Here is a 26,681-nt window from a genome sequence, read left to right as displayed (position 1 = left end):
TGACGTCGCTGTCTGGGGCGCGACCGTGGTTGCCGCGTGCGGGATGATCATATACGATTTCAGATACGACGCAAGAGCGAGGGAGCTCATGACCCCTGATTCCGACCAGGCACCGGCCGACGAAGGCTTCGGCGCTCTCCCCCAGCGCCCCGGCAAGATCATCGCCGTCCATCTGTCCTACGCCTCGCGGGCAGCCCAGCGGGGGCGCACCCCCTCGGCGCCGTCGTACTTCCTGAAGCCCTCGAGCTCGGTCGCCGCGTCCGGCGGCACGGTGGAGCGCCCCGCGGGCACGGAGCTGCTGGCCTTCGAAGGCGAGATCGCGCTCGTGATCGGCACCACGGCCCGCCGCGTGCCGCTCGCCCGCGCCTGGTCCCACGTGGGCTGGGTGACGGCCGCCGACGACCTGGGGCTCTACGACCTGCGCGCCAACGACAAAGGCTCCAACGTGCGCTCGAAGGGCGGCGACGGCTTCACACCGCTCGGTCCCCGTCTCATGGACGCGCGCACCGTCGACCCCACGGGCCTGCGGGTGCGCGCGTGGGTCAACGGCGAGCTGCGGCAGGAGGGCACGACGGCCGACCTGCTCTTCCCCCTCGCGCAGTTCGTCGCCGACCTGTCGCAGCACTTCACGCTCGAGCCCGGCGACGTCATCCTCACGGGCACGCCCGCCGGCTCCTCCGTCGTCGCGCCGGGCGACGTCGTCGAAGTCGAGGTCGACTCCCCCGACACCGGCGTCACGTCGGGCCGCCTCACGACGACCGTGGTGGCAGGTACCGGCGCGCCGTTCGACCCGTCGCTGGGTTCGCTGCCGTCGGTCGACGACACGCAACGCGAGGAGGCCTGGGGATCGCGAGAGACCGCAGGCCTGGCGCCGCGGGGCCTTGACCCGCAGCTTCGCGCCACGCTCGAGCGGGTGCCGGTCGCCGCGCTCTCGCAGCAGCTGCGCAAGCGCGGGCTGAACAACGTGACGGTCGACGGCGTCCGTCCGCTGCATCCCGACCGCAAGCTCGTCGGCACCGCCCGGACGCTGCGGTTCCTGCCCGGCCGCGAAGACCTCTTCGCCGAGCACGGCGGCGGCTACAACGCGCAGAAGCGCGCCTTCGACGCGGTCGAGACCGGCGAGGTCATCGTCATCGAGGCCCGGGGCGAAGCCGGCTCCGGCACGCTCGGCGACATCCTCGCCCTCCGCGCCCAGGCCCGCGGGGCCGCCGGCATCGTCACCGACGGCGGCGTGCGTGATGCGGATGCCGTGACCGCCGTCGGCATCCCGGTGTACACCGTCGGCGCGCACCCGGCTGTGCTCGGCCGGCGCCACGTGCCGTGGGAGACCGACGTGGCGGTCGCCTGCGGCGGCACCGCCGTGCAGCCGGGCGACATCATCGTGGGCGACGCCGACGGTGTGATCGTGATCCCGCCCGCCCTTGCCGCGGAGGTCGCCGCCGCCGCCCTCGCGCAGGAGGACGAGGACGCCTGGGTGGCCGCCCAGGTGGCCGCCGGCCACCCCGTGCAGGGACTCTTCCCCATGAACGCGCAGTGGCGGGCCCGTTACGACGCCGAGCGGGCGGACGCATGAGCGCGGCGAACGGCTTCAGCAAGTCGCAGCAGGCGTACCAGTGGCTGAAGGCCCGCATCGCGAGCCAGGAGTTCACGCCGGGCTACCGGCTGGTGCTGGGCACCATCGCCGGAGAGCTGAACATGAGCGTCGTGCCGGTGCGCGAGGCGATCCGTCAGCTGGAAGCCGAGGGGCTGGTGACCTTCGAGCGCAACGTCGGAGCGCACGTGTCGATGGTCGACGACTCGCAGTACCGCGCCAGCATGCAGGCGCTGAGCATCCTCGAGGGTGCGGCCACCGCGCTGGCGGCCCGCCGTTTGACCGCCGACGACATCCGCGCCGCCCGCGACGTCAACGCGCGCATGATCGAGCGGCTCGATGACTTCGACCCCCGCGCGTTCACGGCACTGAACCAGGAGTTCCACGCGCTGCTGTACGCCAAGTGCGCCAACCCCCGCATGCTCGAGCTCGTCACCACCGAGTGGGGGCGGCTCGGGCACCTGCGGGACTCGACCTTCAGCTTCGTGCCCGGTCGCGCCCAGGAGTCGGTGCGCGAGCACGAGAACATCCTCGTGCTCATCGAGCGCGGCGCCCCGCTGGGCGAGATCGAGAAGGCCGCGCGCCGTCACCGCTCCGCCACGCTCGACGCCTACATGATCCACGAGCATCCCGACGAGGCCCTCGGCCTTCCGGCCTTCTGACCGCTCCCCCTGGAGGAACCGACATGACCGACAGCACTCCGGCGCGTGACCGCCGCCATGTTCCGGCGGACCTCCCCGATCGCATCCGGCACTACATCGACGGCGCTTTCGTCGATTCCGTGGACGGCGACACGTTCGACGTGCTCGAGCCGGTCTCGAACGAGACGTACGCGCCGGCCGCGGCGGGCAAGAAGGCCGACATCGATCTCGCCGTCGCCGCCGCGCGGCGCGCCTTCACCGACGGCCCCTGGCCGCGCATGCTCCCGCGCGAGCGCTCCCGCATCCTGCACCGCATCGCCGACCTCGTGGAGTCGCGCGACCGGCGGCTGGCAGAGCTCGAGTCCTTCGACTCCGGCCTGCCGATCACCCAGGCGCTCGGCCAGGCCCGGCGTGCCGCCGAGAACTTCCGCTTCTTCGCCGACCTGATCGTGGCGCAGTCCGACGACACCTTCAAGGTGCCCGGTCGCCAGATCAACTACGTCAACCGCAAGCCGATCGGGGTCGCCGGGCTCATCACGCCCTGGAACACCCCGTTCATGCTGGAGTCGTGGAAGCTCGGGCCGGCCCTGGCCACCGGCAACACCGTCGTGCTCAAGCCCGCCGAGTTCACCCCGCTGTCGGCGTCGCTGTGGGCGGGGATCTTCGAGGAGGCCGGGCTCCCGCAGGGGGTCTTCAACCTCGTCAACGGCCTGGGAGAGGATGCCGGGGACGCGCTCGTGAAGCATCCGGACGTCCCGCTCATCTCGTTCACCGGCGAGAGCCGCACCGGGCAGCTGATCTTCGCCAACGCGGCACCGTATCTCAAGGGCCTGTCGATGGAGCTCGGCGGCAAGTCGCCGGCTATCGTCTTCGCCGACGCCGACCTCGAGGCGGCGGTGGATGCCACCATCTTCGGCGTCTTCTCCCTCAACGGCGAGCGCTGCACGGCCGGCAGCCGCATCCTCGTGGAGCGCGCCGTCTACGACGAGTTCGTGGAGCGCTACGCCGCCCAGGCTTCCCGGGTGACCGTCGGCTACCCCCACGACCCCGACACCGAGGTCGGCGCTCTCGTGCATCCCGAGCACTTCGACAAGGTCATGGGCTACGTCGAGCTCGGCAAGACCGAGGGGCGCCTGGTCGCCGGCGGCGGGCGGGCGGAAGGGTTCGAGTTCGGCAACTTCGTCGCACCGACGGTGTTCGCCGACGTCCGACCCGATGCCCGCATCTTCCAGGAGGAGATCTTCGGCCCGGTCGTGACGATCACCCCGTTCGAGACCGATGCGGAGGCGCTGACCCTGGCCAACGACACCCGGTACGGGCTCGCCGCGTATGTGTGGACCAACGACCTCACGCGCGCACACAACTTCTCGCAGGCCGTCGACGCCGGCATGGTGTGGCTCAACTCCAACAACGTGCGGGACCTGCGCACGCCCTTCGGCGGGGTGAAGGCCTCGGGCCTCGGGCACGAGGGCGGCTACCGCTCGATCGACTTCTACACCCACCAGCAGGCGGTGCACATCACCCTCGGCGAGGTGCACAACCCCACCTTCGGCAAGCGCTGAACACCCCCCGACCATGACTGCGAGGACGCTGACATGACCCACCGCGACGACATGACCCTCACCTCGTCCGGATTCTTCGTCTCGCAGGAGGCGCCGATCCACACCGACGACCCCATCCCCACACCCTCCTCGCCGGCGCCGGACATCCTGCGGTGCGCGTACATGGAGCTCGTGGTCACCGACCTCGCCGCCTCGCGACGGTTCTACGTCGACGTGCTGGACCTCGTCGTCACCGAAGAGGACGAGAACACCGTCTACCTCCGCTCGATGGAGGAGTTCATCCACCACAACCTCGTGCTGCGCCAGGGTCCGGTCGCGGCGGTCGCCGCGTTCTCCTATCGCGTCCGCTCCCCCGAGGACCTCGACCGGGCCGTCGCCTTCTACACCGAGCTCGGATGCCGCGTCGAGCGCCGTGCGGAGGGGTGGACGAAGGGCATCGGCGACTCCGTCCGGGTCGAAGACCCCCTCGGATTCCCGTACGAGTTCTTCCACGACGTGGAGCACGTCGAGCGTCTCGCCTGGCGCTACGACCTCTACTCGCCGGGGTCGCTGGTGCGCCTCGACCATTTCAACCAGGTCACCCCTGACGTGCCGCGGGCGGTGAAGTTCATGCAGGATCTGGGCTTCCGGGTCACCGAGGACATCCAGGACGACGAGGGCACCGTCTACGCCGCCTGGATGCGACGCAAGCCCACCGTCCACGACACCGCCATGACCGGCGGCGACGGCCCCCGCATGCACCACGTGGCGTTCTCGACGCACGAGAAGCACAACATCCTGGCGATCTGCGACAAGCTCGGAGCCCTCCGCCGGTCGGATGCCATCGAGCGCGGCCCGGGCCGTCACGGCGTGTCGAACGCCTTCTATCTCTACCTGCGCGACCCCGATGGACACCGCGTGGAGATCTACACGCAGGACTACTACACCGGGGATCCCGACAACCCCGTCGTGACGTGGGACGTGCACGACAACCAGCGCCGCGACTGGTGGGGGAACCCCGTCGTGCCGTCCTGGTACACCGAGGCATCCCTCGTGCTCGACCTCGACGGCAATCCGCAGCCGTTGACAGCACGCACCGACACCAGCGAGATGGCCGTGACGATCGGCGCCGACGGCTTCTCGTACACCCGGCCCGCCGACGGCGAGCACAAGCTGGGTCACCAGCTGTGACCGGTCGTTGAGCGAGCGCAGCGAGACGAAACGCCGCGCACCCCTACGCTGAGGACACCGAAGGAGACCCCGATGCTGGACCCCGACACCGTCGCCGCGATCGCCACCGAGCTGGCCGAGGCCGATCGCACCCACGGCGTGGTCCCCCGCATCACCGCGCGCCACCCGCAGGCGACGGTGGAGGACTCGTACGCGATCCAGGGCGTGTGGCGCGACAGGAATCTCGCTGCCGGCCGGCGGCTGGTGGGGCGCAAGATCGGGCTGACCTCGAAGGCGATGCAGCAGGCCACCGGGATATCGGAGCCCGACTACGGGGTCATGTTCGACGACACCGTCTATGCCGACGGCGCGGAGATACCCATCGACCTCTTCTCGAACGTGCGGGTGGAGGTCGAGCTGGCGTTCGCGCTCGAAGAGCCGCTCGAGGGCCCCGACTGCACGCTCGAGGATGCCCTGCGCGCCATCGACTACGCCGTCCCGGCTCTGGAGATCCTGAACTCGCACATCGAGCTCGAGGGCCGCACGATCGTCGACACCATCGCCGACAACGCGGCCTACGGCGCCATGGTGCTCGGCAGCATCCGCAAGCGGCCGGACGAGGTCGACCTGCGCTGGGTGCCGGGTGTGCTCTCGCGCAACGGCGAGATCGAGGAGACCGGCGTGGCCGCGGGCGTGCTCGGCCACCCGGCGACGGGCGTGGCCTGGCTGGCGAACAAGCTGCACCAGCACGGCGCGCGACTCGAGGCCGGCGAGATCATCCTGGCGGGCTCTTTCACCCGCCCCGTGTGGGTCGCCCGCGGCGACACCGTGCGGTGCGACTACGGACCGATGGGAGTCATCACATGCCGCTTCGTCTGACACCGACCTTCCGCGACGATCTCGCTGCGGCATCCCGCCCTCTCGCCGGGATGTGGGTGAGCTCGGGGTCGCCGGTGGTGGCGGAGATCTGCGCCGGGTCAGGGCTCGACTGGCTGCTCATCGACATGGAGCACTCGCCCAACGGGCTCGGATCGGTGCTCACTCAGCTGCAGGCCGTGGCGGCATACCCGATCACGCCGGTGGTGCGCGTGCCGAGCGGCGATGCCATCACGATCAAGCAGGTGCTGGACCTCGGCGCGCAGAATCTGCTCGTGCCGATGGTCTCGAGTGCAGAAGAGGCACGGGCGGTCGTCGCCGCGGTCCGCTATCCGCCGCGCGGAGTCCGCGGGGTCGGGGCGGCGCTGGCGCGCTCGGCCCGATGGAACCGCGTGGAGGACTATCTGCGTGACGCGGACGAGCACGTGTCGCTGCTGGTCCAGGTCGAGACGGTGGCCGGCGTCGAGGCGGCCGACGAGATCGCGGCGGTGGACGGGGTGGACGGCGTCTTCGTCGGCCCGGCGGATCTGGCGGCCTCCATGGGGCTTCTGGGTCAGCAGTCGCATCCCGAGGTCATGGCGGCGATCCAGCGCACCTTCGAGGCCGCGCGCGCGGCGGGCAAGCCCGTCGGCGTGAACGCCTTCGACCCCGCCGTGGCCGCGCGTCACCTCGAGGCCGGCGCGTCGTTCGTGGTGGTCGACGCGGACGTCGCGCTTCTCGCTCGGGGATCGGAAGCGCTCAGCGCGCGCTGGGTGCACGGTGTCGGCGACGCCCCCCGCGTGTCGTACTGACCGCGCTAGATGAGAGTTCGATGAGAGCTCACCCGCACCCGATGCGCTTTCTTTCAGGACGCACGTAGGTTTCTCCTACCGAACACTCAGGTTCGGCAGACGGAGGCCCCGCATGACTCGCTCGCTGTCTCTCCCGCGCTTGCTGCAGCTGTTCGCCGTCGTGGGGGTGACGGTGCTCCTCCTCGTCATGCTCGCACCGCCGGCGCGCGCGGCGACGACCGGAGACTTCACCGCGACCCCCGTCACGCCCGAGGCTCCGGCCGAGTCCGGCGCCCGCTCTGCCACGGGCAAGCTCGCTGAGAGCGACCCCGACGTGCTCGCGCGCACCGACGCGCGCCAGACCGCGATCATGGTCAAGGTGGACGTCGACCCTGTCGCCGCCTACGCCGGCGGGGTCGAGGGCTTCGCCGCGACGAGCCCCGCCGCGACCGGGCGCGACCTGGCCGACAGCGACGTCTCCGCCTACACGCGCTACGTCGAGGAGCGGCTGGATGCCGCCTTCGCCGAGATCCAGGCATCCGTCCCCTCCGCGGAGCTGCTGTCACGTCACGTGACCGTGTACGGCGGACTGTCGATCATCCTCCCCGCAAACCGCGCGAAGGACGTCGCAGGACTCGAGACGGTCGCCGCGGTGCAGGACAACGCCCTGCGCACCCAGGGAACGGCAGCCACCGAGGAGACCCCGGCTCCGGAAGAGACCCCCGCACCGCAGGAGTCCCCGGCACCCGAGGAGACCCCGGCACCGGAAGAGACACCGGCGCCGGAAGGGACCCCCGCACCGGAAGAGACCCCGGCTCCGGAAGAAGCCCCCGCACCGGAAGAGACCCCCGCCCCCGAAGAGACCCCGGCGCCGGAGGAGACCCCCGGCCCGATCACCTACGACACGAACGGCCTCGACAACGACGGCTCGACCTTCGTCGGCGCCGACACGGTGTGGCCGAGCCTCGGCGGTCGCGACCAGGCGGGTGCCGGCGTCATCGTCGGCGTCATCGACACCGGCATCTGGCCCGAGCACCCGATGCTCGTCGACAACGGCATCCCCACCCCCGAAGGCGGGCCGTGGGCGTGCGAGTTCGGCGGCGGCGCGGAGGGCGCCGGTGACGACTTCGCCTGCAACGACAAGCTGGTCGGCGCCCACGCGTTCCTCGACACCTACCAGGAGCTCGCCGAAGAGCCCGCCGGCGCCGTCGACTTCTGCGGCGCCGACGTCTGCTCCGCACGCGACTCCGACGGGCACGGCACCCACACCGCCACCACCGCCGCCGGCAGCGCCGTGGACAGCTCCCCCGTGCTCGGCGTCGACCACGGCCCCATCAGCGGCATCGCACCGGGGGCGTCGATCATCGCATACCGGGCACTCGGCCCCGGCGGCGGATACAACTCCGACCTCCTCGCCGCCGTGGAGCAGACGGTCCTCGACGGCGTCGATGTCATCAACTACTCCGTCAGCGGCTCGGCGAACGTCTACACCGACCCGGTGGAGATGGCGTTCCTCGACGCCTACGCCGCAGGGGTCGCCGTGCACGCCTCGGCCGGCAATTCCGGCCCCGGCGCGTCCACGGCCAACCACGCCGGCCCGTGGACGACGACGGTCGCCGCCTCCACCCTCGACCGGGCCTTCACCTCGACGCTCGAGCTCTCGTCCACCGACGGCGGCACGCTGACCAAGCCGGGCGCGACGATCACCCAGGGCGTCACGGACGCCCCGGTCGTGCGCGCCGACGCCGTCCCGGGCTACACAGGCGGCATCCGTTGCGAGCAGCCCTTCGCCGACGGCACCCTCGCCGGCACCGTCGTCGTGTGCGAGCGGGGCGGCAACGGCCGCGTCGCAAAGGGCTACAACGCCTTCCTCGGCGACGCGGCGGGCATGATCCTGTACAACCCGACCACGCAGGAGACCAACACCGACAACCACTTCATCCCGACGATCCACCTCGAGGGACCCAACGACGAGGTTCTCGCCTTCCTGACCCGACCGGGCGTCACCGCCTCGTGGGGTCCGGGGCAGGCGGGTCCCGGACCGGGCGACGTGATGGCGAACTTCAGCTCGCGAGGACCCATCGGGGAGTTCCTCAAGCCCGACATCACGGCCCCCGGCATCCAGGTGCTCGCCGGTCACACGCCCGCCCCGAGCGGACCCGACTCCGGTCCCGCGGGCCAGTACTACCAGGCCATCGCCGGCACGTCGATGTCTTCGCCCCATGCGGCCGGCGTCGCGGCCCTCGTGATCGCCGCCCGGCCGGACTTCACGCCCGGTCAGGTCAAGTCGGCGCTGATGACCTCCTCTCTGCAGGACGTCGTGAACCCGGACGGCTCGCCCGCGGGCGTGTTCGACCGCGGCGCCGGCAGCATCCGCGCCGACCGTGCCGTGGCGCCGATGCTCACCATCGCCGAGACGGCTGAGCGCTTCCACGGCAGCATGAGCGACCCGCAGGGACGCGTCGACCTCAACATCCCGAGCATCTACGTCGATCCGATGCCCGGCGCCATCGAGACCTCCCGCACCGTCACGAACGTCACCGACCGGCCGCAGACGTTCCGCGTCAGCGACGAGGCGACCGGGGGCCTGCGGGTGACGGTCTTCCCGTCACGGTTCACCATCGCTCCGGGGTCGTCCAAGCGGCTGTCGGTGATCATCGACGGACTGGAATCGGCCGAGGGCTGGCAGCAGGGCGAGATCACGCTGACGCCGACCCGCGGCGGCTCGGACGTCGTGATCCCGCTCGCGGCGAACGTGCGCGAGGCCGAGGTCGCGCTCGGGCAGTCGTGCGAGCCGGAGGAGATCCGCCGCGGTGCCACCACCACGTGCACGGTCACCGCGACGAACTTCCTGCCGGTGGAGGTGCCGGCGAGCATCAACGTCGCCGCGCACCCGTTCCTGAACGTGCGGGGCGTCACCGCACCCGCAAAGCGGCAGTTCCTGGGTGCGAGGTGGGACGGCACACTGAGCCCCGCGATCGCACCGACGATCCAGACGGTCGCCCCAGATGCCGACACCCACCCCGCCGGCGGGTACCTGTCACTGGCGGACTTCGGGATCGCGCCGGTGGCGGGGCTGGGAGATGAGGAGGCGGTCAACGTCCCGGTGGCCTCCTTCCTCTACGGCGGCGAGGTCTACGACAACATCGGCATCACCGCCAACGGGTACGCCGTCGTCGGTGGGAACACCGCCGACGTGGAGGCGGCACCCACCGGCATCCCCTCTCCTGCCACGCCCAACAACGTGCTTGCGCCCCTGTGGACCGATCTGAACCCCGAGGACGGCGGCGCGGTGCGTGTCGGCATCCTCAACGACGGCGTCACGTCCTTCCTCGTGATCGAGTGGGAGGAGGTGCCGACGTACTCCGGCAACGCCGTGAACACCTTCCAGACCTGGATCGCCCTCGGCGGCACTGAAGGGATGTGGTTCGCGTACCGCGACGACGCGATCGCCGACACCGAGTCCGGGGGGATCACCGGAGCCGAGAACCGCAACGGCACGAGCGGCGCCGTCGCCGACCCGCCGCGTGCGGGCGACGTCTACGTCATCACGACCACCCCGCCGACAGCCGGCGGCACCGTGAGCTTCGACTACACCCTCACCGGGGTGCTCCGCGGGCAGTGGGACACGTGGGCGACGCTCACCAGCCCGCAGCTGCGGGCCATCCCCGCCGAGCAGACGACGATCACGGTGCGCTGACCCGCGCGCGCCGCCCGCGCCGCCCGCGCGCTGAGACGACTACGGGGCGCCGAGACGGTGGGTAATCCCCACGGTCTCGGCGCCCCGGTGTCGTCTCACGAGCGGGGGCGTGGGACAGTGGAGCGATGAGGACCTGGGTCGTGCGCTTCGTGGCGCTGTACGTGTTCGACGTCGTGGTGCTGCTCGCCATCGGCGCGCTGGTCCCCGGGGTGCGGGTGGGGTGGTCGGCACTGTGGGCTGGAGCGGTGCTGGCGGCGGCGACGATCTGGCTGAAGCCGGTCATCCACCGTTGGTTCCGATCGATGGCCGGCCGTTCCGCGGTGAAACGGAGCAGGCTCGCCGAAAAGCTCGTGCAGTATCTGCTGGTGCTCGCGGTCGCGGCGGTCATCTGGGTGCTGCTGGTCGCCTTCACCGGCGTGAACGTGCGCGGTTTCGTCTTCGGCTGGTTCGTGCCGCCGGTCTTCCTGCTCATCGCGTGGGCGCTCTACGACCTCATCGACGACCGCCTGGAAGCCCGGGCCGGGGCGCTCTACGACCGTGCCACCGGCGGTGGCCGCCAGCGCGCGGTGCCGCCCGCCGCGGCATCCCCCGCTCCTGGCGCCGCGCCCGCGCGCGAAAACGTCGACGACGGCCTCACCCCCGAGCAGCGCCGCATGTTCGACGATCTCGGCAACCCCTGACCCCTCGAGTGAGTATTCGTCGCCTCGAGTGAGTATTCGTCACCTCGAGTGAGTATTCGTCACCCGCGCGAACGACGGATCCCGAATACTCACTCGCGACGCGAATACTCACTCGCGCGCCCGAATACTCACTCGACGACGCGAATACTCACTCGGCGGCGCGCTCGGCGGCCTCGACCACGTTCGTCATCAGCAGCGCGACCGTCATCGGCCCGACCCCGCCGGGGTTCGGCGACAGGTATCCGGCGACCTCCGCCACGTCGGGATGCACGTCGCCGAAGACGCGGTTCTTGCCCGTCTCGGGATCCACCTCGCGGGTGACGCCCACATCGAGCACCGCGACCCCCGGCCGCACGTCCTCTGCCCGCACGATGTGCTTCACGCCCGCGGCGGCGACGATGACGTCGGCCGCGCGCAGGTGACGGGCGAGGTCGACGGTGCCGGTGTGGGTCAGGGTCACCGTGGCGTTGTACTCGCGGCGGGTCAGCAGCAGGCCGATCGACCGGCCGATCGTCACCCCGCGGCCGACGACGACGACGTGCTTGCCCGCCAGGTCGTAGCCGTTGCGGGTCAGCAGCTCGATCACGCCGCGCGGCGTGCACGGCAGCGGCGTCGTGATCGGCGTGTTGACGTTCAGCACCAGCCGGCCGAGGTTGGTCGGGTGGAGGCCATCGGCATCCTTCGCCGGGTCGATGCGCTCCAGGATCGCGTCGGTGTCCAGGTGCTTCGGCAGCGGCAGCTGCACGATGTAGCCGTGGCAGGCGGGGTCGGCGTTGAGCTCGTCGATCAGCGCTTCGACCTGCTGCTGGGTGGCGTCGGCGGGCAGCTCCCGCTGGATCGAGTTCATCCCGATCGCCTGGGACTGCTTGTGCTTCATGCCGACATACAGCTGGGATGCCGGATCGGCCCCCACCAGCACGGTCGCGATTCCCGGGACGATGCCCTTCTCCGCCAGCGCCGCCACCCGCGTGCGCAGCTCGTCCTTGATCGCCGCCGCCGTCGCGACGCCGTCGAGCCGGACCGCGGTCACTGCTGCAGGCCGGGGTAGAGCGGGAACGCGGCGGTCAGCGCCGCCACCCGCACGCGCAGCGCCTCGAGGTCGGCGCCGGGCTGCAGAGCCAGCGCGATGATGTCGGCCACTTCGGTGAACTCGGCGTCGCCGAAACCGCGGGTCGCGAGCGCCGGCGTGCCGATGCGCAGCCCCGACGTCACCATCGGCGGCCGCGGGTCGTTGGGGACCGCGTTGCGGTTCACGGTGATGTGGATCTCGTGGAGGAGGTCCTCGGCCTGCTTGCCGTCGATCGCCGCGTCGCGGAGGTCCACGAGCACCAGGTGCACATCGGTGCCGCCGGAGCGCACCGCGATGCCGGCATCCTTGACGTCCTGCTGCGTGAGGCGGTCGGCGAGGATCGCGGCGCCCCGCAGCACCCGCTCCTGCCGCTCGGCGAACTCGGGGGTCGCTGCGAGCTTGAACGCCGTCGCCTTCGCGGCGATGACGTGCATGAGCGGCCCGCCCTGCTGGCCGGGGAAGACGGCGGAGTTGATCTTCTTGGCGATGTCGGGGTCGTTGCTGAGGATGAAGCCCGAGCGGGGACCGCCGATGGTCTTGTGCACCGTCGAGGACACGACGTGGGCGTGCGGCACGGGGTTCGGGTGCAGGCCCGCCGCGACGAGGCCTGCGAAGTGCGCCATGTCGACCCAGAGGAGCGCCCCCACCTCGTCGGCGATGGCGCGGAACGCGGCGAAGTCCAGCTGGCGGGGGTAGGCCGACCAGCCCGCGATGATGACCTTCGGCTTGTGCTCGACGGCGAGGCGGCGCACCTCGTCCATGTCGACCAGCGAGGTCTCGGCATCCACCCCGTACGCGACGATGTTGTAGAGGCGCCCCGAGAAGTTGATCTTCATGCCGTGCGTGAGGTGGCCGCCGTGGTCGAGCGACAGGCCGAGCAGCGTGTCGCCGGGGCGGGCGATGGCGTGCAGCACCGCGGCGTTGGCCGAGGCACCGGAGTGCGGCTGCACGTTGGCGAAGTGGGCGCCGAAGAGGGACTTCGCCCGCTCGATCGCGAGCTCCTCGGCGACGTCGACCTCTTCGCACCCGCCGTAGTAGCGGCGTCCGGGGTATCCCTCGGCGTACTTGTTGGTCAGCACCGAGCCCTGCGACTGCAGCACCGAGACCGGCACGAAGTTCTCGGACGCGATCATCTCGAGGTAGCCGCGCTGACGGTCGAGTTCGCGCTCGAGCACCTGCGCGATCTCGGGATCGACCTCGGCGAGCGGGGCGTTGAACACGGAATCGGTCATGGCGATCTCCAGACTGCAGCGGTACGTGGGGTGGTCGAGGCACCCGCGATGCGGGCGTATCGAGACCCGGCCCAGGCGTGCGGTCGAATGCCTTGTCGGTCGCTCCCCGGTGGTGACCCACCTCAACGCCAGTCGCGACACCCAGAGCATAGCGGATGCCGCGTCGCGCTTGCCCGTCCCCGTGCGGGGGACGCGGCGTTGCTACGCTGACTTACCGTGCAGACCCCGGGCGTGCCGAGCGTGGATCGCGTAGTCCACCGCGTGCGGCTCGTCGATGCCGGCACCGTCACCGACGACGCGTGGGTGGCCTTCGGCGACGGGCGCGTCCGTGCCGTCGGCCAGGGCGACTCCTGGCGGGACCTCTCCCCCGCCCAGGCGCATGACGGCGACGGCGCGTGGCTGACCCCCGGCTTCGTCGACATCCACGGGCACGGCGGCGCGGGCCACGCCTTCGACGACGGGGCCGAAGCCATCGCCGAGGCGCGCGCGATGCACCGGTCCCACGGGACCACGCGGGCGGTGCTGTCGCTTGTCACGGCATCCGTCGACGACCTCGTCTCGCGGGTCGCGACGATCGCGGGCCTCGCCCGCACGGATGCCACCGTCCTCGGCTCGCACCTCGAAGGCCCGTTCCTCGACGTCGGTCACAAGGGCGCGCACACCGCGGGGCTGCTGCGGGCACCCGACGCGCGCTCGGTCGACCGCCTGCTGGATGCCGGCGACGGCACCATCCGGCAGGTGACCCTCGCCCCGGAACTCCCCGGCGCGCCGGAAGCCATCGCGCGCTTCGTCGCCGCGGGCGTCGCCGTGGCCGTGGGACACACCGACGCCGATGCCGATGCGGCCCGCCGCGCGTTCGACGCGGGGGCGACGATCCTCACCCATGCCTTCAACGGCATGCGCGGCATCCATCACCGGGCGCCCGGTCCCGTCGTCGCGGCGATGCAGGACGAGCGGGTCACGATCGAGCTCATCGCGGACGGAACCCACGTGCACCCCGACGTGATGCGGCTGGTGTTCGCCGGGGCTCCCGGACGCGTCGCCCTGATCACCGACGCGATGGCAGCCGCCGGGTCGGCCGACGGCGCGTACGCGCTCGGCGGCCTGGCCGTCACCGTGGCGGACGGGGTCGCACGCCTGGACGACGGCGGCTCGATCGCGGGGTCGACGCTCACGCAGGATGCGGCACTGCGGATGGCCACCGGGCGGTGCGGCGTCTCGATGCCCGACGCGATCGACGCGCTCACCGCCGTACCCGCCCGTGCGATCGGTGCGCCGGCGGGGTCGCTCGCCGTCGGCGCTGCGGCCGACGCGGTGCTGCTGGACGCCGATCTCGCCGTGCGCACGGTGTGGGTCGACGGCGTTCCGGCGTAGCGACCACCGGCGGGCTCCTCCCGCGCCGGACCTAGACTGAGGTCATGTCCGACCTCCCCTCCGTGCGCCCCGCGAAGCCCGCCGAACCGCAGCCGCCGCAGCCCGGCACCAGCCGCGCGCTCACCGCGGTGGACGTGTTCTCGGCGGTCTGCGGCGTGTTCGCGTTCTCGACCCTCGCCTACTGGGGCTTCGTGGCGTGGGAGTTCCCGTGGAACCTCGTCGCGGGGATCGGCACCCCCATCGTCGCGATCCTGCTGTGGGCGCTGTTCGTCTCCCCCCGCGCCGTGCTCGCGGTGCACCCGTTCGTGCGTGCCCTCGTCGAGCTGCTGGTCTACGCGGCCGCGACGATCGCCTGGTGGGCGCTCGGCCACGCCTGGGTCGGACTCGGCTTCGCCGTGATCGCCGTGGCCGTCGGCGTCATCTCCGGCCGGCGCCGCCTGGCGTGAGCACGGTGCCGCAGCCGACAGCGACCGACGTGGTCGCCCTGCTGCGCGAGGCGCTGGGCAGCCGGGTCGACACCGCGCCCGAGGCGCTGGAAGCCGTCCGTGCCGACAAATCCGGCCACGCGTCCGCCGGCGCCCCCCTGGCCGTGGTGCACGCGGCATCCGTCGCCGACGTGCAGCAGACCCTCCGCATCGCGACCGCGACCCGCACACCCGTCGTCACCCGCGGCGCCGGCACGGGCCTGGCCGGCGGCGCGAACGCCGGCGCGGGCGAGATCGCCCTGTCGGTGCGCGGCATGGACCGCATCCTCGAGGTGCGTCCCGACGACCTGCTGGCCGTGGTGGAGCCCGGCATCATCAACGCCGAGCTGAACGCGGCGCTCGCCCCGCACGGGCTGTGGTGGGCCCCCGACCCCGCCAGCCGAGAGATCTCCACGGTGGGCGGCAACATCGCCACCGGCGCCGGTGGCCTCCTGTGCGCGAAGTACGGCGTCGTGCGCGATGCCGTGCTGGGCCTGGACGTCGTGCTCGCGGACGGCCGGCTGCTGCGGCTCGGCCACCGCAGCGTCAAGGGCGTCACCGGTCTCGACCTCACCGCGCTCATGATCGGCTCCGAGGGGACGCTCGGCGTCGTCGTGGGTGCCACGCTGAAGCTCCGCCGCCTCGTGCCCGGGGCCACGCGCACCCTCGCGGCCACGTTCCCCGACGTCCGCTCGGCCGCTGTGGCCTCGGCCGCGGTGACCGCCTCCGGCATCCAGCCGGCGATCATGGAGCTGATGGATGCCGTCAGCCTCGAGGCCGTGCACCGGCTGCTGCGGCTGCCACCGCCCACCCCCGGTGCCGCGCAGCTCACGATCCAGACCGACGGTCCCGCCGCCGCCGTCGAGGCCGAGGGCATCGCCGACGTGCTGCGGGCAGCGGGAGGCACCGTGGCCCTCGCCGCCGACGAAGCCGAGGGCGAGCGGCTGCTGGCGGTGCGCCGCGCGATGCATCCCGCCATGGAGACGCTCGGCACGACCCTCATCGAGGACGTCTCGGTGCCCCGCAGCGCCCTGCCGGCGATGTTCGACGAGATCGCGCGCGTCGAGCGCGACCACGGCATGGTGATCCCCACGGTGGCGCACGCCGGCGACGGCAACCTGCATCCGAACTTCGTGTTCCAGGGCACCGAGGTGCCTGCGGCGGTCTGGGATGCCGCCGGCGACCTGTTCCGGGCAGCGCTGCGCCTGGGCGGCACGTTGACCGGCGAGCACGGCATCGGGGTGCTCAAGCGCCGCTGGCTGGCCGACGAGCTCGGCGACGATCAGTGGCAGCTGCAGCGGGACGTCGCCCGCGTGTTCGACCCGCTCGGCATCCTCAATCCCGGCAAGGTCTTCGCCGTCTGAGCGCGCGGACCGCGCCGAGCGGTCAGAGCCCCTGCCAGGCGGGCTTGTTCTCCCACGTGTAGCGGTAGTAGTCCGCCCGTTTCAGCTGCGATGCCGCAGCCTCGTCCACGACGACCGTCGCGTGCGGGTGCAGCTGGATGGCCGACCCGGGGAGCGAGGCGGTCACCGGCCCCTCGACCGCACCGGCGACGGCGGCGGCCTTGCCCTCGCCGAACGCCAGCAGCACGAGGTGGCGGGCCGACAGGATGGTGCCGAGCCCCTGTGTGATGCAGTGCATCGGCACGTCGTCCACGGCGTCGAAGAACCGCGCGTTGTCGGCGCGCGTCTGCGCGGTGAGGGTCTTCACGCGGGTGCGGGAGGCGAAGGACGACCCCGGCTCGTTGAAGCCGATGTGCCCGTCGGTGCCGATCCCGAGGATCTGCAGGTCGACCCCGCCCGCCTCGGCGATGGCGCGCTCGTAGTCGTCGCCGGCGTGCTCGATGCCTTCGAGCGACCCGTTCGGCACGCGCACGCGCGCGGGATCCAGCCCGAGCGGCTCGACGACCTCGCGCGTGATGACGTTGCGGTAGCTCTCGGGGTGCGCAGGGTCGATGCCGACGTACTCGTCCAGCGCGAATCCGCGCACCTGCGAGAGGTCCACCTCGCCCTGACGAGCGCGCAGCGCCTCGTAGACCGGCAGCGGGGTCGAGCCGGTGGCGAGCCCGAGCACGGCGTCGGGGGTGCGGCGCACGAGGGCGAGGATCTCCTCCGCGACCAGGGTGCCGGCATCGGCGGCGGTCGGAACGATCACGATCTCAGCCATGGACGGTTATCTCCTCAGCGGTGGATGCCGCGCCGACCAGTGCCGCGCCGACGGCGGCCGTCGGCGACCCGGCGGGAAGCAGAGCGACACGACCATCCAACCGCACCGTGCGCAGGAACGGCGACTCCCGCGCCCGACGAACCAGTTCCCCGCGCACGGGGTCGGCCGGCTTCTGTACCGTGACCGTTCCGTTGCGTCCGGCGTGTCAGGCGTCGATTATCATGGGGAGGACGTATCGACTCACACGACCGGGGGGTGGAATGTGACGGACGTGGTCACCAGGCCAGATGCCGACAGTTCGAACGACGCTGCTGCCGATGATGCGACGACCGTCGCCCTGGATGCCGGTGGTGACCGCACCGACGGCACCGACGTGCGCTGGGCCCCCGCCGAACCGGCTCCGAAGCGCCGCCGACTGGGCCTGTGGATCGGTGTGCCGGCGGCCCTCGTCACCCTCGGCGCGGCTGCCGCGTCACTGATGCTGGTCGCCCCCGGCACCTCCGTGGCCGGTGTCCCGGTGGGGTGGCTCACGCCCGGCGCCGCCGGCGACGTGGTCACCGAGCGCCTCGGCAGCACCGAGATCGTGCTGGAGACAGGCGCGACCGTCACCGCCGCCGACCTGGGCGCGAGTGTCGACGGACAGGCGCTGGCCGAAGCCGCCTTCGCCGAGCGCCCGATGTGGAACGTCACCCAGTGGTTCGGCGACCCGGTGCCCGCCACGGTCACCATCGACGCCGAGCAGACGGCAGAGGTGCTGCGCGACGCTGCCCCCGCGCTGTACACCGCGCCGACCGATGCCACGGTCGCCTTCGACGCGGCATCGCAGACCTACGTGCTGACCCCCGCGATCGACGGTGAGGGCATCGACCCGACGGCCGTCGAAGCGGCGCTGCAGCAGGCCTTCGACGACGGCGCGAGCTCCGTCACCCTCGACGACCCGGGCCGCTCGACCCTTCCCGCGCACACCACCACCGAAGAGGCGCAGGCCGGTGTCGACACGCTCAACGCGATGCTCGACTCCGCAGGCTTCTACATCGGCGAGGAGCGCACCGTGCCGATCGACCGGGCCGCGCTGGCATCCTGGCTGACCCTTTCGACGGGCGAGAACGGCGAGGTCACGTTCGAAGCGGATGCCGCCGCGATCCAGCCGATGGTCGACACCCTCCCCGGCCTCGTCGCGCGCGAGGCGGTCGACGCCACCGTCATCACCAACACCGCCGGCGAGGCGCTCTGGGACATCCAGGCCGGCCACACCGGCCGGGCGCTGGAGTCCACCGACGGAATCGCCGCCGGCTTCGCCGACCAGCTGGCCACCGGCAACGCCTCCTACGCGCTGCCGGTCGTCGAGACCGAGTTCCAGACGACCGCGCTGACCCGGACCATCGACGTCAATCTCTCCGCACAGCGGGTCACCCTCTGGGAGAACGGCGCCGCCGTGGACTCCTGGTCGGTCTCCACCGGCAAGCAGGGTGCACCCACCTACCCCGGTGAGTACACGATCCAGAGCATGTACCCCATGCAGACGCTGTACGGCACGTATCGCGGCCCGAACGGCGAGGACCTCGGTCCCTACGTGCAGCCCGACGTGAAGTGGATGATGTACTTCAACGGCGGTCAGGCGTTCCACGGCGTGTACTGGCACAGCAACTGGGGTCGTCCCAGCAGCCACGGCTGCGTCGGGATGCCGGAATGGCGCGCAGCCCAGCTCTACGACTGGGCCGCCCCGGGCGTCGAGGTGTCGATCCACTACTGAGCGCCCGCCGCCCCCTAGGGTGGCGATCGTGCCCCGTTTCGACCTGCCCGCGGCCGAGCTCGCCGCATATCGACCCGACGTCCGCGAACCACACGACTTCGACGAGTTCTGGACCCGCACCCTCGCGGCCGCACGCGCTGCCGGGGGCGAGGTGACCCGGCGCCGGGTGGACACCCCCTTCACGGTGTTCGACGTGCACGACGTCACGTTCCCGGGCTACGACGGCGAGCCGGTGCGCGCGTGGCTGACCCTGCCCCGAGGCGCGACCCAGCCCCTCCCCGCCGTCGTGGAGTACAACGGCTACGGCGGCGGCCGGGGGCTTCCCGGGGAGCGGAGCACATGGGCGGCCGCCGGGTACGCGCACCTGTTCATGGACACCCGAGGCCAGGGATCGGCGTGGGGATCGGGCGGGGACACCCCCGACCCGCACGGCTCTGGGCCCGCCGCCAACGGGTTCATGACGCGCGGCATCGACTCGCCCGAGACGTACTACTACCGGCGCGTGTTCACCGACGCCGTGCGCGCCGTCGACGCGGTGCGCACCTTCGCCGAGGTCGACCCGGCGCGCGTGTCGGTCGCCGGGGGCAGCCAGGGCGGGGGCATGACGCTCGCCGCCGCGGGACTGTGCGACGGCCTCGTCGCCGCCCTGCCGGACGTGCCGTTCCTCTGCCATTTCGAGCGCGCGGTCGGGCTCACCGACAGCGACCCGTACCAGGAGATCGTGCGCTACCTCTCCGTGCACCGCGGCGCCGACGAACGCGTCTTCGAGACGCTGTCGTACTTCGACGGGGTCAACTTCGCCCGGCGCGCGACGGCATCCGCCCTCTTCTCCGTCGCGCTCATGGACCCGGTCTGCCCGCCGTCGACGGTCTACGCCGCGTTCAACCACTACCCCGGCGACAAGCGCATCGAGGTGTACACGCACAACCAGCATGAGGGCGGCGAGGCCCACCAGTGGTACGCGCAGGCGGCGTTCCTGGCCGAGAAGCACGGTGCGCCCGCGTCGACGTCGTGAACGGCGTGTGACGCTTTCGGGCGCATGTGCGTCGGTGCGGCAAACCCCGATAACCTGTGGTCATGGCTGAGCTGCATGTGGTGGAACTGTCGGCATCGACGATCGTCGCGGTGAACAACATGTCGCTCAAGCCGGGGCAGGAGCGCTTCCTCGCCCCCGAGAGCTACGCGATCGCCGCGACCGTCGTGAACCCCGCCACCTCGTGGCAGCGGGTCGTCATGGACGGCGACGAGGTCGTCGGCTTCGTGAGTGCGAACTTCGATCCCGAGGCGCCGCAGGAGCACTTCCGCTCCGTGCTGTGGCGCATCAACGTGGATGCCGACGACCAGGGCCGCGGCGTCGGGCGCTTCGCCGTCGAGCAGCTGCTCGAAGAGGCGCGCTCGCGCGGCATGGACCACGTCAACGTCATCTACGAAGCCGGCGAAGGCGGCCCCGAGACCTTCTTCACCCGCGTGGGCTTCACGCCCGTCGGCGAGACCGAGTACGGCGAGGTCGTCGCCGAGGTCCGCCTGTAGCGGCATCCGCCCCGCGCCGCGCCCCGCGCCGCGCCCCGCGCCGCGCCCTGCGCCGCGCCCTTCGACGCTGAGACGAATACGGGCGGCCGAGACAGTGGGTGATACCCATCGTCTCGGCCGCCCGTATTCGTTTCACGGTCGGCGCGCGGGTCAGCCGATCGCGTCGATCACGGCGTTGAAGGTGGTGGAGGGGCGCATCACGGCATCCACCAGCGCGACGTCGGGGCGGTAGTAGCCGCCGATGTCGGCCGGCGAACCCTGCACCGCGGTCAGCTCGGCGACGATCGTCTCCTCCTGGGCCGCCAGCGCCTCGGCGATCGGCGCGAAGACGGCGGCCAGCTCGGCGTCGGCGGTCTGACGCGCCAGCTCCTCGGCCCAGTACCGCGCCAGGTAGAAGTGGCTGCCGCGGTTGTCGATCGTGCCCAGCTTGCGTCCGGGCGAGCGGTCCTGCTCGAGGAACGTGCCGGTCGCGGCATCCAGCGTGTCGGCCAGGACCTGCGCCTTGACGTTGCCGGTCGTGGTCGCGAGGTGCTCGAGGGATGCCGCGAGGGCGAAGAACTCACCCAGGGAGTCCCAGCGCAGGTAGTTCTCCGCCACCAGCTGCTGCACGTGCTTGGGCGCCGACCCGCCGGCGCCGGTCTCGAAGAGGCCTCCCCCGGCCAGCAGCGGCACGATCGAAAGCATCTTGGCGCTCGTGCCGACCTCGAGGATCGGGAAGAGGTCGGTGAGGTAGTCGCGCAGCACGTTGCCGGTCACCGAGATGGTGTCCTCACCCTTGCGGATGCGGTCCAGCGAGTACTGCGTGGCCTCGGCCGGCGCGAGGATCTCGATCGTGAGCCCTGACGTGTCGTGGTCGGCGAGGTAGGTCTTCACCTTCTCGATGAGCTGGGCGTCGTGCGCGCGGGAGGCGTCGAGCCAGAACACGGCGGGGGCGCCGGTGGCCCGGGCACGGGTGACGGCGAGCTTCACCCAGTCGCGCACCGCGATGTCCTTCGTCTGCGTCGCACGCCAGATGTCCCCCGGGGCGACGGTGTGCTCGAGCAGCACGTCGCCGGCGGAGTTCACGACCTGCACCACGCCCTCCGACGCGATCTCGAACGTCTTGTCGTGGCTGCCGTACTCCTCCGCCGCCTGCGCCATGAGGCCGACGTTGGGGACGCTGCCGATCGTGGCGGGGTCCAGCGGTCCGTGCGCGATGACGTCGTCGATGACGGTCTGGTAGACCCCGGCGTAGGAGGAGTCCGGGATCACCGCGATGGTGTCGTCCTCGCCGCCGTCGGCGCCCCACAGCTTGCCGCCGTTGCGCACCAGCGCGGGCATCGAGGCATCCACGATGACGTCCGACGGCACGTGCAGGTTGGTGATGCCCTTGTCGGAGTTGACGTACGACAGGCGCGGTCCCTGCGCCATCGCGTCGGTGAAGGCCGCGATGATCTCTTCGCCGCCCTCGACGGTCGCAAGACCCGACAGGATGCCGCCGAGGCCGTCGTTCGGGGTGAGCCCGGCGGCGGCGATGCGGTCGCCGTACTGCGCGAACACGTCGGCGAAGTAGGCGCGCACGACGTGGCCGAAGATGATCGGGTCGCTGACCTTCATCATCGTGGCCTTGAGGTGCACCGAGTACAGCACGTCGTCCGCCTCGGCGGCCCGCAGCGTCTCGAGGAGGAACGCGTCGAGCGCCGCGGCCGAGAGGAACGTGGCATCCACGATCTCGCCCGGGAGCACCTTCAGGCCCTCCTTGAGGGTCGTGACGGTGCCGTCGGATGCCACGTGCTGGATCGTCAGCACGTCGTCGGCGGGGATCACGACCGAGGACTCGTTGGACTTGAAGTCGTCGTGGCCGAGGGTGGCCACGCGGGTCTTGGAGCCCTCGGCGAACGGCTTGTTGCGGTGCGGGTGCTTGCGGGCGTAGTTCTTCACCGACAGCGGCGCACGGCGGTCGCTGTTGCCCTCGCGCAGCACCGGGTTGACCGCGGAGCCCTTGATGCGGTCGTAGCGGGCGCGGATGTCCTTCTCCTCGAGCGTGGCGGGCTCGTCGGGGTAGTCCGGCACGTCGTAGCCGGCGGCCTGCAGCTCGGCGATGGCGGCCTTCAGCTGCGGGATGGAGGCGGAGATGTTGGGGAGCTTGATGATGTTCGCCTCGGGCAGCGTCGCGAGGCCACCGAGCTCGGCCAGCGCGTCACCCACCTGCTGCTGCGGCGTGAGGCGCTGCGGGAAGGCGGCGAGCACGCGCCCGGCAAGCGAGATGTCGCGCGTCTCGACGGACACGCCCGCCTGACCGGTGTAGGCCTGGACGATGGGCAGGAACGACGCGGTCGCCAGCGCCGGCGCCTCGTCGGTGTACGTGTAGATGATGGTCGGCTCGGTCATCAGTGTCTCTCCGTCCGCGAGCGGCAATTGTCTCGATATCAAGATACCCCGGGGCTCACACCAGCGACTCCCGCCAGGCGGCGTGCAGCTGGGCGAACTTGCCGGTGCCGGCGATGAGCGCCGCCGGGGTGTCGTCCTCGATGATGCGGCCGTGCTCCATGACGAGCACCCGGTCGGCGATCGCGACCGTCGACAGCCGGTGCGCGATGATGATCGCGGTGCGGTCCGACAGCAGCGTCTGCAGGGCCTGCTGGATCATCCGCTCGCTGGGCATGTCGAGCGACGCGGTCGCCTCGTCGAGGATGAGCACGGCGGGATCGGCCAGGAAGGCGCGGGCGAACGAGATCAGCTGACGCTGACCTGCCGACACCCGGCCGCCGCGCTTGTTGACGTCGGTCTCGTACCCGTCGGGCAGCGCCTGGATGAACTCGTCCGCCCCGACCGCGCGAGCGGCCTGGACGATCTCCTCCATCGTCGCGTCGGGCTTTCCGAGTGCGATGTTGTCGGCGATGGTGCCGCTGAACAGGTACGCCTCCTGCGTGACCATGACGATCGCGCGCCGCAGATCCTTCGGGTGCAGGTCGCGCAGATCCACACCGTCCAGGCTCACCTCGCCGCGGCTCGGGTCGTAGAACCGCGACACGAGCTTCGCCAGCGTGGACTTGCCCGCGCCCGTCGTCCCCACCAGGGCCACGGTCTGGCCGGCGGGGATGTCCAGGGAGAAGTCGGGCAGGATGGTGCGGCCCGATCCGTATCCGAACTCGACGCCGTCGAAGCGGACGTGACCGCGCGCGTGCCAGAGGTCCACCGGAACGGCCGGGTCGGGGACGGTGGGCTCCTCTTCGAGGATGCCGGAGACCTTCTCCAGCGCCGCGGTGGCCGACTGGTAGGAGTTGAGGAACATCGCGATCTCCTCCAGCGGGCTGAAGAAGTTGCGGATGTAGAGCACCACCGCCAGCAGGCTGCCGATGAGGAACGTGCCGTCGACGACGCGCAGCGCACCCCACAGCAGCACGATGGCCATCGTCACGTTGGCGATGAAGATGAGGCCTGGGTCGAGGATGCCGAACAGGCGCACGAGCTTGAGGTTCACCCGGCGGTACTCCGCCGAGATCTCGCCGAACTCGGCGTCGTTGCGCTTCTCCTTGCGGAAGGCCTTGACCGCGCGGATGCCCGTCATCGTCTCGACGAACTGCACGATGAGCCGCGCGCTGACCACCCGCGACAGGCGGAAGCCCTTCTGCGATTCGCGGTAGAACCAGCGCATCAGCAGGAACAGCGGCAGTCCCATGACCACGAGGATCAGGCCCGACTGCCAGTCCACGAGGAAGAGCGCCACCAGCGTGAAGACGCCGTAGAGCGCCCCCTGCACCAGCTGGTTGAGTCCACCGTCGAGGAGTTCCCGGATGGACTCGAGGTCGCTCGTCTGCCGCGAGATGATGCGCCCCGAGGTGTAGGTCTCGTGGAATTCCAGGCTCAGCCGCTGGGTGTGACGGAAGATGCGGGTGCGCAGGTCCATCAGCACGGCCTGGGTCAGCCGCGCCGACAGCAGCACGTACCAGGCGATGAGGAGGGCGCCCATCACCCCCGACACGAGGTAGAGCGCCGTCACCCCGAACGCCGGCATCCAATCGGCGTAGTCCACCGCACGCGGCAGCGCCTCGTTGATGCCCCAGGCGATGAGGGCGGGGCCGAGGACGCGCAGACCGGTGGAGGCGACCAGCACGATCGCCGTCAGCACCAGCAGCCTCTTCATGGGGCTCACCAGCGACCACAGCAGCCGCAGCGACCGGCGCCGGATGGTGCGGCTCTCTTCCTTGGTGTAGTCGTCGCGGTCTTCGCCGCTGGTCCCCTGGACGCTGGACGCGCTCACAGGTTCACCTCCGTCTCGCGCTGGGTGCGTTCCTCGGCTTCGAAGCTCGAGATGACGTATCGGTAGTGCTCACTCGTGCGCAGCAGCTCGCTGTGGGTGCCGACCGCGGTGACGCGACCGGCCTCGAGCACCGCCACCCGGTCTGCCATCGCGACCGTCGATGGACGGTGCGCCACGATGAGCGCCGTGGTGGTCGCCAGCACACGCCGCAGCGCCGCCTCGACGAGGGCCTCGGTGTCGACGTCGAGCGCCGACAGCGGGTCGTCCAGCACCAGCACGGCCGGACGCGCGGCAACGGCACGCGCCAGGGCCAGGCGCTGACGCTGACCACCAGACAGGCTCAGCCCCTCCTCGCCGACCAGCGTGTCGACTCCGTCGGGCAGCTCGTGCACGAACTGCGCCTGCGCGATGGCGAGGGATTCCGCCAGGACGGCGTCGGCCTCCGGGCTGTCCGGGCGCAGGTCGTCGCGGCCGAGCAGCACGTTCTCGCGCACCGACGAGGAGAACAGCGTGGCATCCTCGAACGCCATCGCGACGTGCCGGCGCAGCTCCTCGAGCGTGAGATCGCGCACGTCGACGCCGTCCAGCTCCACCGCGCCCTGAGTGACGTCGTAAAGGCGCGCGGGGAGGGTGGTGAGGGTCGTCTTGCCGGAGCCGGTGAGCCCGACGAGCGCCATCGTCTCCCCCGGCTGCAGCACGAGGTCGATGCCGTCGATCAGGTCGCGCTCGTCGGGACGGGCATCCTGATACCGGAAGTGCACGCCGCGGAAGGCCAGCTCGCCGCGGGGCTGGGCGATCGTCTTCGGGTTCACCGGGTCGACGATGTCGTTGGTCTCATCGAGCACCTCGAACACGCGGTCGGTGGCCGTGCGGGCGTCGACGAGGAAGGCGAAGAGGAAGCCGAGCGACTCCAGCGGCCACCGCAGCGCCGTCGCCATCGCGAAGAACGCGAACAGCTCGCCGACGGTGAGCTGATCCTGGCTGGCGAGCCAGATGCCGATGAGCAGGCACACCGCGAACGCCACCATCGGCACGACCTCGAGCCAGAACCACAGCACGCCCACTTCGCGCGCCTTGCGCAGCTCGGTGGTGCGCAGCGTCTGCACCTGGGCGGTGAACTTCTGCAGCGCGTGCTTGCCGCGGCCGAAGGCCTTGAGCACGCGGATGCCGTGCACGCTCTCTTCCACCGACGTGGCGAGGTCTCCGGCCTGGTCCTGGCTCTGCCGTGCCAGCACGCCATAGGTGCGCTCGAATCGGAAGCCGAAGAACCACAGCGGGATCGAGACCACGAGGAACGTGACGCCCAGCGCCCAGTGCCAGCGGAACAGGAAGAACGCGCCGATGATGATCGTGAGCACGTTCACCAGCAGCAGGATCGACCCGAACGCCAGCCACCGGCGGATCAGGTTGATGTCCTGCATCATGCGGCTGAGCAGCTGACCGGACTGCCAGCGGTCGTGGAACGACACCGGCAGCCGCTGCAGCCGACGGTAGAACTGCTGACGGATCTCGTACTCGACGCGGGTGGCGGGGCTCAGCACGAACGCGCGCCGGAGCCAGACGAAGAACGCCTCGAGCACACCGAGCACCAGCACGCCCGCCGCCGCCCAGACGATGAGCGGGATGTCACCGGTCGCGATGGGGCCGTCGACGGCGGCTTCGAGGACGAGCGGGATGAGCAGGCTGACCAGGGCAGCGCCGAACGCGGCGATGACGCCGCCGATGAGGCGCGGCATCACGGGTTTCACGAACGGGATCAGGCGCGCGAGCGCGCGGGGGGTGGAGAGTCTCTGAGGCGAGGAAGACATGGTCCTTCGAGGGGTTGGTCGGATGCGCGGGGCGGAGGGGTGCCGGGGCGGCGGGGTGGCGGGGCGGCGACGC

21 protein-coding genes and 1 riboswitch are annotated in these 26,681 nt (G+C 71.1%); of the genes, 14 read left to right on the top strand and 7 right to left on the bottom strand.

Going from position 1 to position 26,681, the window contains the following annotated elements; translation table 11 throughout:
- Nucleotides 1–88: 88 nt before the first annotated feature.
- From QNO14_RS02890 to QNO14_RS02855, 8 genes are all read left to right on the top strand, one after another.
- Nucleotides 89–1,573: a fumarylacetoacetate hydrolase family protein gene (locus QNO14_RS02890; RefSeq protein WP_257506688.1), complete on the top strand. Its 1,485-nt coding sequence runs from the start codon at nt 89–91 to the stop codon at nt 1,571–1,573.
- The gene (locus tag QNO14_RS02885) at nt 1,570–2,253 is read left to right on the top strand and encodes a GntR family transcriptional regulator (RefSeq protein WP_257494714.1); all 684 of its coding nucleotides are present in this window, start codon (nt 1,570–1,572) and stop codon (nt 2,251–2,253) included. Before QNO14_RS02890 ends, QNO14_RS02885 begins: the two co-directional genes overlap by 4 nt.
- A 23-nt stretch (nt 2,254–2,276) precedes the next feature.
- Entirely contained in the window at nt 2,277–3,794 is a 1,518-nt protein-coding gene (gene hpaE, locus QNO14_RS02880; RefSeq protein ID WP_257506687.1) for a 5-carboxymethyl-2-hydroxymuconate semialdehyde dehydrogenase, read from the top strand.
- 33 nt (nt 3,795–3,827) lie between these two features.
- The gene (gene hpaD / locus QNO14_RS02875; RefSeq protein ID WP_257506686.1) at nt 3,828–4,964 is read left to right on the top strand and encodes a 3,4-dihydroxyphenylacetate 2,3-dioxygenase; all 1,137 of its coding nucleotides are present in this window, start codon (nt 3,828–3,830) and stop codon (nt 4,962–4,964) included.
- Nucleotides 4,965–5,036: 72 nt separating this feature from the next.
- Nucleotides 5,037–5,822: a fumarylacetoacetate hydrolase family protein gene (locus tag QNO14_RS02870; RefSeq protein ID WP_257494718.1), complete on the top strand. Its 786-nt coding sequence runs from the start codon at nt 5,037–5,039 to the stop codon at nt 5,820–5,822.
- The gene (locus QNO14_RS02865; RefSeq protein ID WP_257506685.1) at nt 5,807–6,610 is read left to right on the top strand and encodes an HpcH/HpaI aldolase family protein; all 804 of its coding nucleotides are present in this window, start codon (nt 5,807–5,809) and stop codon (nt 6,608–6,610) included. The genes QNO14_RS02870 and QNO14_RS02865 overlap by 16 nt, the downstream gene beginning before the upstream one ends.
- A gap of 112 nt (nt 6,611–6,722) precedes the next feature.
- Nucleotides 6,723–10,289: a S8 family serine peptidase gene (locus QNO14_RS02860; RefSeq protein ID WP_257506684.1), complete on the top strand. Its 3,567-nt coding sequence runs from the start codon at nt 6,723–6,725 to the stop codon at nt 10,287–10,289.
- 125 nt (nt 10,290–10,414) lie between these two features.
- Entirely contained in the window at nt 10,415–10,969 is a 555-nt protein-coding gene (locus tag QNO14_RS02855; protein WP_257506683.1) for a hypothetical protein, read from the top strand.
- A gap of 148 nt (nt 10,970–11,117) precedes the next feature.
- On the opposite strand, the gene QNO14_RS02850 is transcribed toward QNO14_RS02855, so the two are convergent.
- Both QNO14_RS02850 and glyA read right to left on the bottom strand, forming a co-directional pair.
- Entirely contained in the window at nt 11,118–11,999 is an 882-nt protein-coding gene (locus QNO14_RS02850) for a bifunctional methylenetetrahydrofolate dehydrogenase/methenyltetrahydrofolate cyclohydrolase (RefSeq protein ID WP_257506682.1), read from the bottom strand.
- Nucleotides 11,996–13,270: a serine hydroxymethyltransferase gene (gene glyA / locus QNO14_RS02845; RefSeq protein ID WP_257506681.1), complete on the bottom strand. Its 1,275-nt coding sequence runs from the start codon at nt 13,268–13,270 to the stop codon at nt 11,996–11,998. Before glyA ends, QNO14_RS02850 begins: the two co-directional genes overlap by 4 nt.
- Before the next feature lie 62 nt (nt 13,271–13,332).
- Nucleotides 13,333–13,416: riboswitch (ZMP/ZTP riboswitch) on the bottom strand.
- 94 nt (nt 13,417–13,510) lie between these two features.
- Here glyA and nagA point away from each other — a divergent pair.
- The 3 genes from nagA to QNO14_RS02830 are packed head-to-tail and all read left to right on the top strand — an operon-like array spanning nt 13,511 to nt 16,472.
- The gene (nagA, locus tag QNO14_RS02840; protein WP_374114004.1) at nt 13,511–14,644 is read left to right on the top strand and encodes an N-acetylglucosamine-6-phosphate deacetylase; all 1,134 of its coding nucleotides are present in this window, start codon (nt 13,511–13,513) and stop codon (nt 14,642–14,644) included.
- Between the two features lie 44 nt (nt 14,645–14,688).
- Nucleotides 14,689–15,090, top strand: a complete 402-nt coding sequence (locus QNO14_RS02835; protein WP_257494725.1) for a YrdB family protein — start codon at nt 14,689–14,691, stop codon at nt 15,088–15,090.
- Entirely contained in the window at nt 15,087–16,472 is a 1,386-nt protein-coding gene (locus QNO14_RS02830; protein WP_374113999.1) for an FAD-binding oxidoreductase, read from the top strand. The genes QNO14_RS02835 and QNO14_RS02830 overlap by 4 nt, the downstream gene beginning before the upstream one ends.
- 22 nt (nt 16,473–16,494) lie before the next feature.
- Here the strand turns inward: QNO14_RS02830 and nagB are convergent, their stop codons facing one another.
- Nucleotides 16,495–17,274 carry a glucosamine-6-phosphate deaminase gene (nagB, locus tag QNO14_RS02825; protein WP_257494727.1) on the bottom strand — a complete coding sequence of 260 codons (780 nt, stop codon included), beginning with the start codon at nt 17,272–17,274 and terminating at the stop codon, nt 16,495–16,497.
- Nucleotides 17,267–17,431 (bottom strand): hypothetical protein, encoded by a 165-nt coding sequence (locus tag QNO14_RS02820; RefSeq protein ID WP_306815013.1) that lies wholly within the window; start codon nt 17,429–17,431, stop codon nt 17,267–17,269. The genes nagB and QNO14_RS02820 overlap by 8 nt, the downstream gene beginning before the upstream one ends.
- Before the next feature lie 114 nt (nt 17,432–17,545).
- Here QNO14_RS02820 and QNO14_RS02815 point away from each other — a divergent pair, with 114 nt between their 5' ends.
- The 3 genes from QNO14_RS02815 to QNO14_RS02805 all read left to right on the top strand — a co-directional run bounded on the left by QNO14_RS02815 (nt 17,546) and on the right by QNO14_RS02805 (nt 20,557).
- On the top strand, nt 17,546–19,027 hold the full coding sequence (locus QNO14_RS02815) for a L,D-transpeptidase family protein (protein ID WP_257506679.1): 1,482 nt from the start codon (nt 17,546–17,548) through the stop codon (nt 19,025–19,027).
- A 28-nt stretch (nt 19,028–19,055) separates the two neighbouring features.
- A complete protein-coding gene (locus QNO14_RS02810) occupies nt 19,056–20,042 on the top strand; it encodes an acetylxylan esterase (protein WP_257506678.1) in 987 nt (328 codons plus the stop codon).
- A 62-nt stretch (nt 20,043–20,104) separates the two neighbouring features.
- Complete coding sequence (locus QNO14_RS02805; protein WP_257494730.1) at nt 20,105–20,557, top strand: GNAT family N-acetyltransferase; 453 nt, start codon at nt 20,105–20,107, stop codon at nt 20,555–20,557.
- Nucleotides 20,558–20,707: 150 nt separating this feature from the next.
- Here QNO14_RS02805 and QNO14_RS02800 read toward each other — a convergent pair whose 3' ends face one another.
- From QNO14_RS02800 to QNO14_RS02790, 3 genes are read right to left on the bottom strand one after another with little or no spacing between them, the layout of a single operon-like run.
- Nucleotides 20,708–22,927, bottom strand: coding sequence for an NADP-dependent isocitrate dehydrogenase (locus QNO14_RS02800; protein ID WP_257506677.1), 2,220 nt, complete (start codon nt 22,925–22,927; stop codon nt 20,708–20,710).
- Nucleotides 22,928–22,982: 55 nt separating this feature from the next.
- The gene (locus tag QNO14_RS02795; protein ID WP_257506676.1) at nt 22,983–24,800 is read right to left on the bottom strand and encodes an ABC transporter ATP-binding protein; all 1,818 of its coding nucleotides are present in this window, start codon (nt 24,798–24,800) and stop codon (nt 22,983–22,985) included.
- Nucleotides 24,797–26,608, bottom strand: coding sequence for an ABC transporter ATP-binding protein (locus QNO14_RS02790; RefSeq protein ID WP_257506675.1), 1,812 nt, complete (start codon nt 26,606–26,608; stop codon nt 24,797–24,799). The genes QNO14_RS02795 and QNO14_RS02790 overlap by 4 nt, the downstream gene beginning before the upstream one ends.
- Between the last annotated feature and the right edge of the window lie 73 nt (nt 26,609–26,681).

Origin of the sequence: Microbacterium sp. zg-Y625, assembly GCF_030246925.1 — a bacterium.
Taxonomy (GTDB): domain Bacteria; phylum Actinomycetota; class Actinomycetes; order Actinomycetales; family Microbacteriaceae; genus Microbacterium; species Microbacterium jiangjiandongii.
This window is presented reverse-complemented; position numbering and strand designations above follow the sequence as displayed.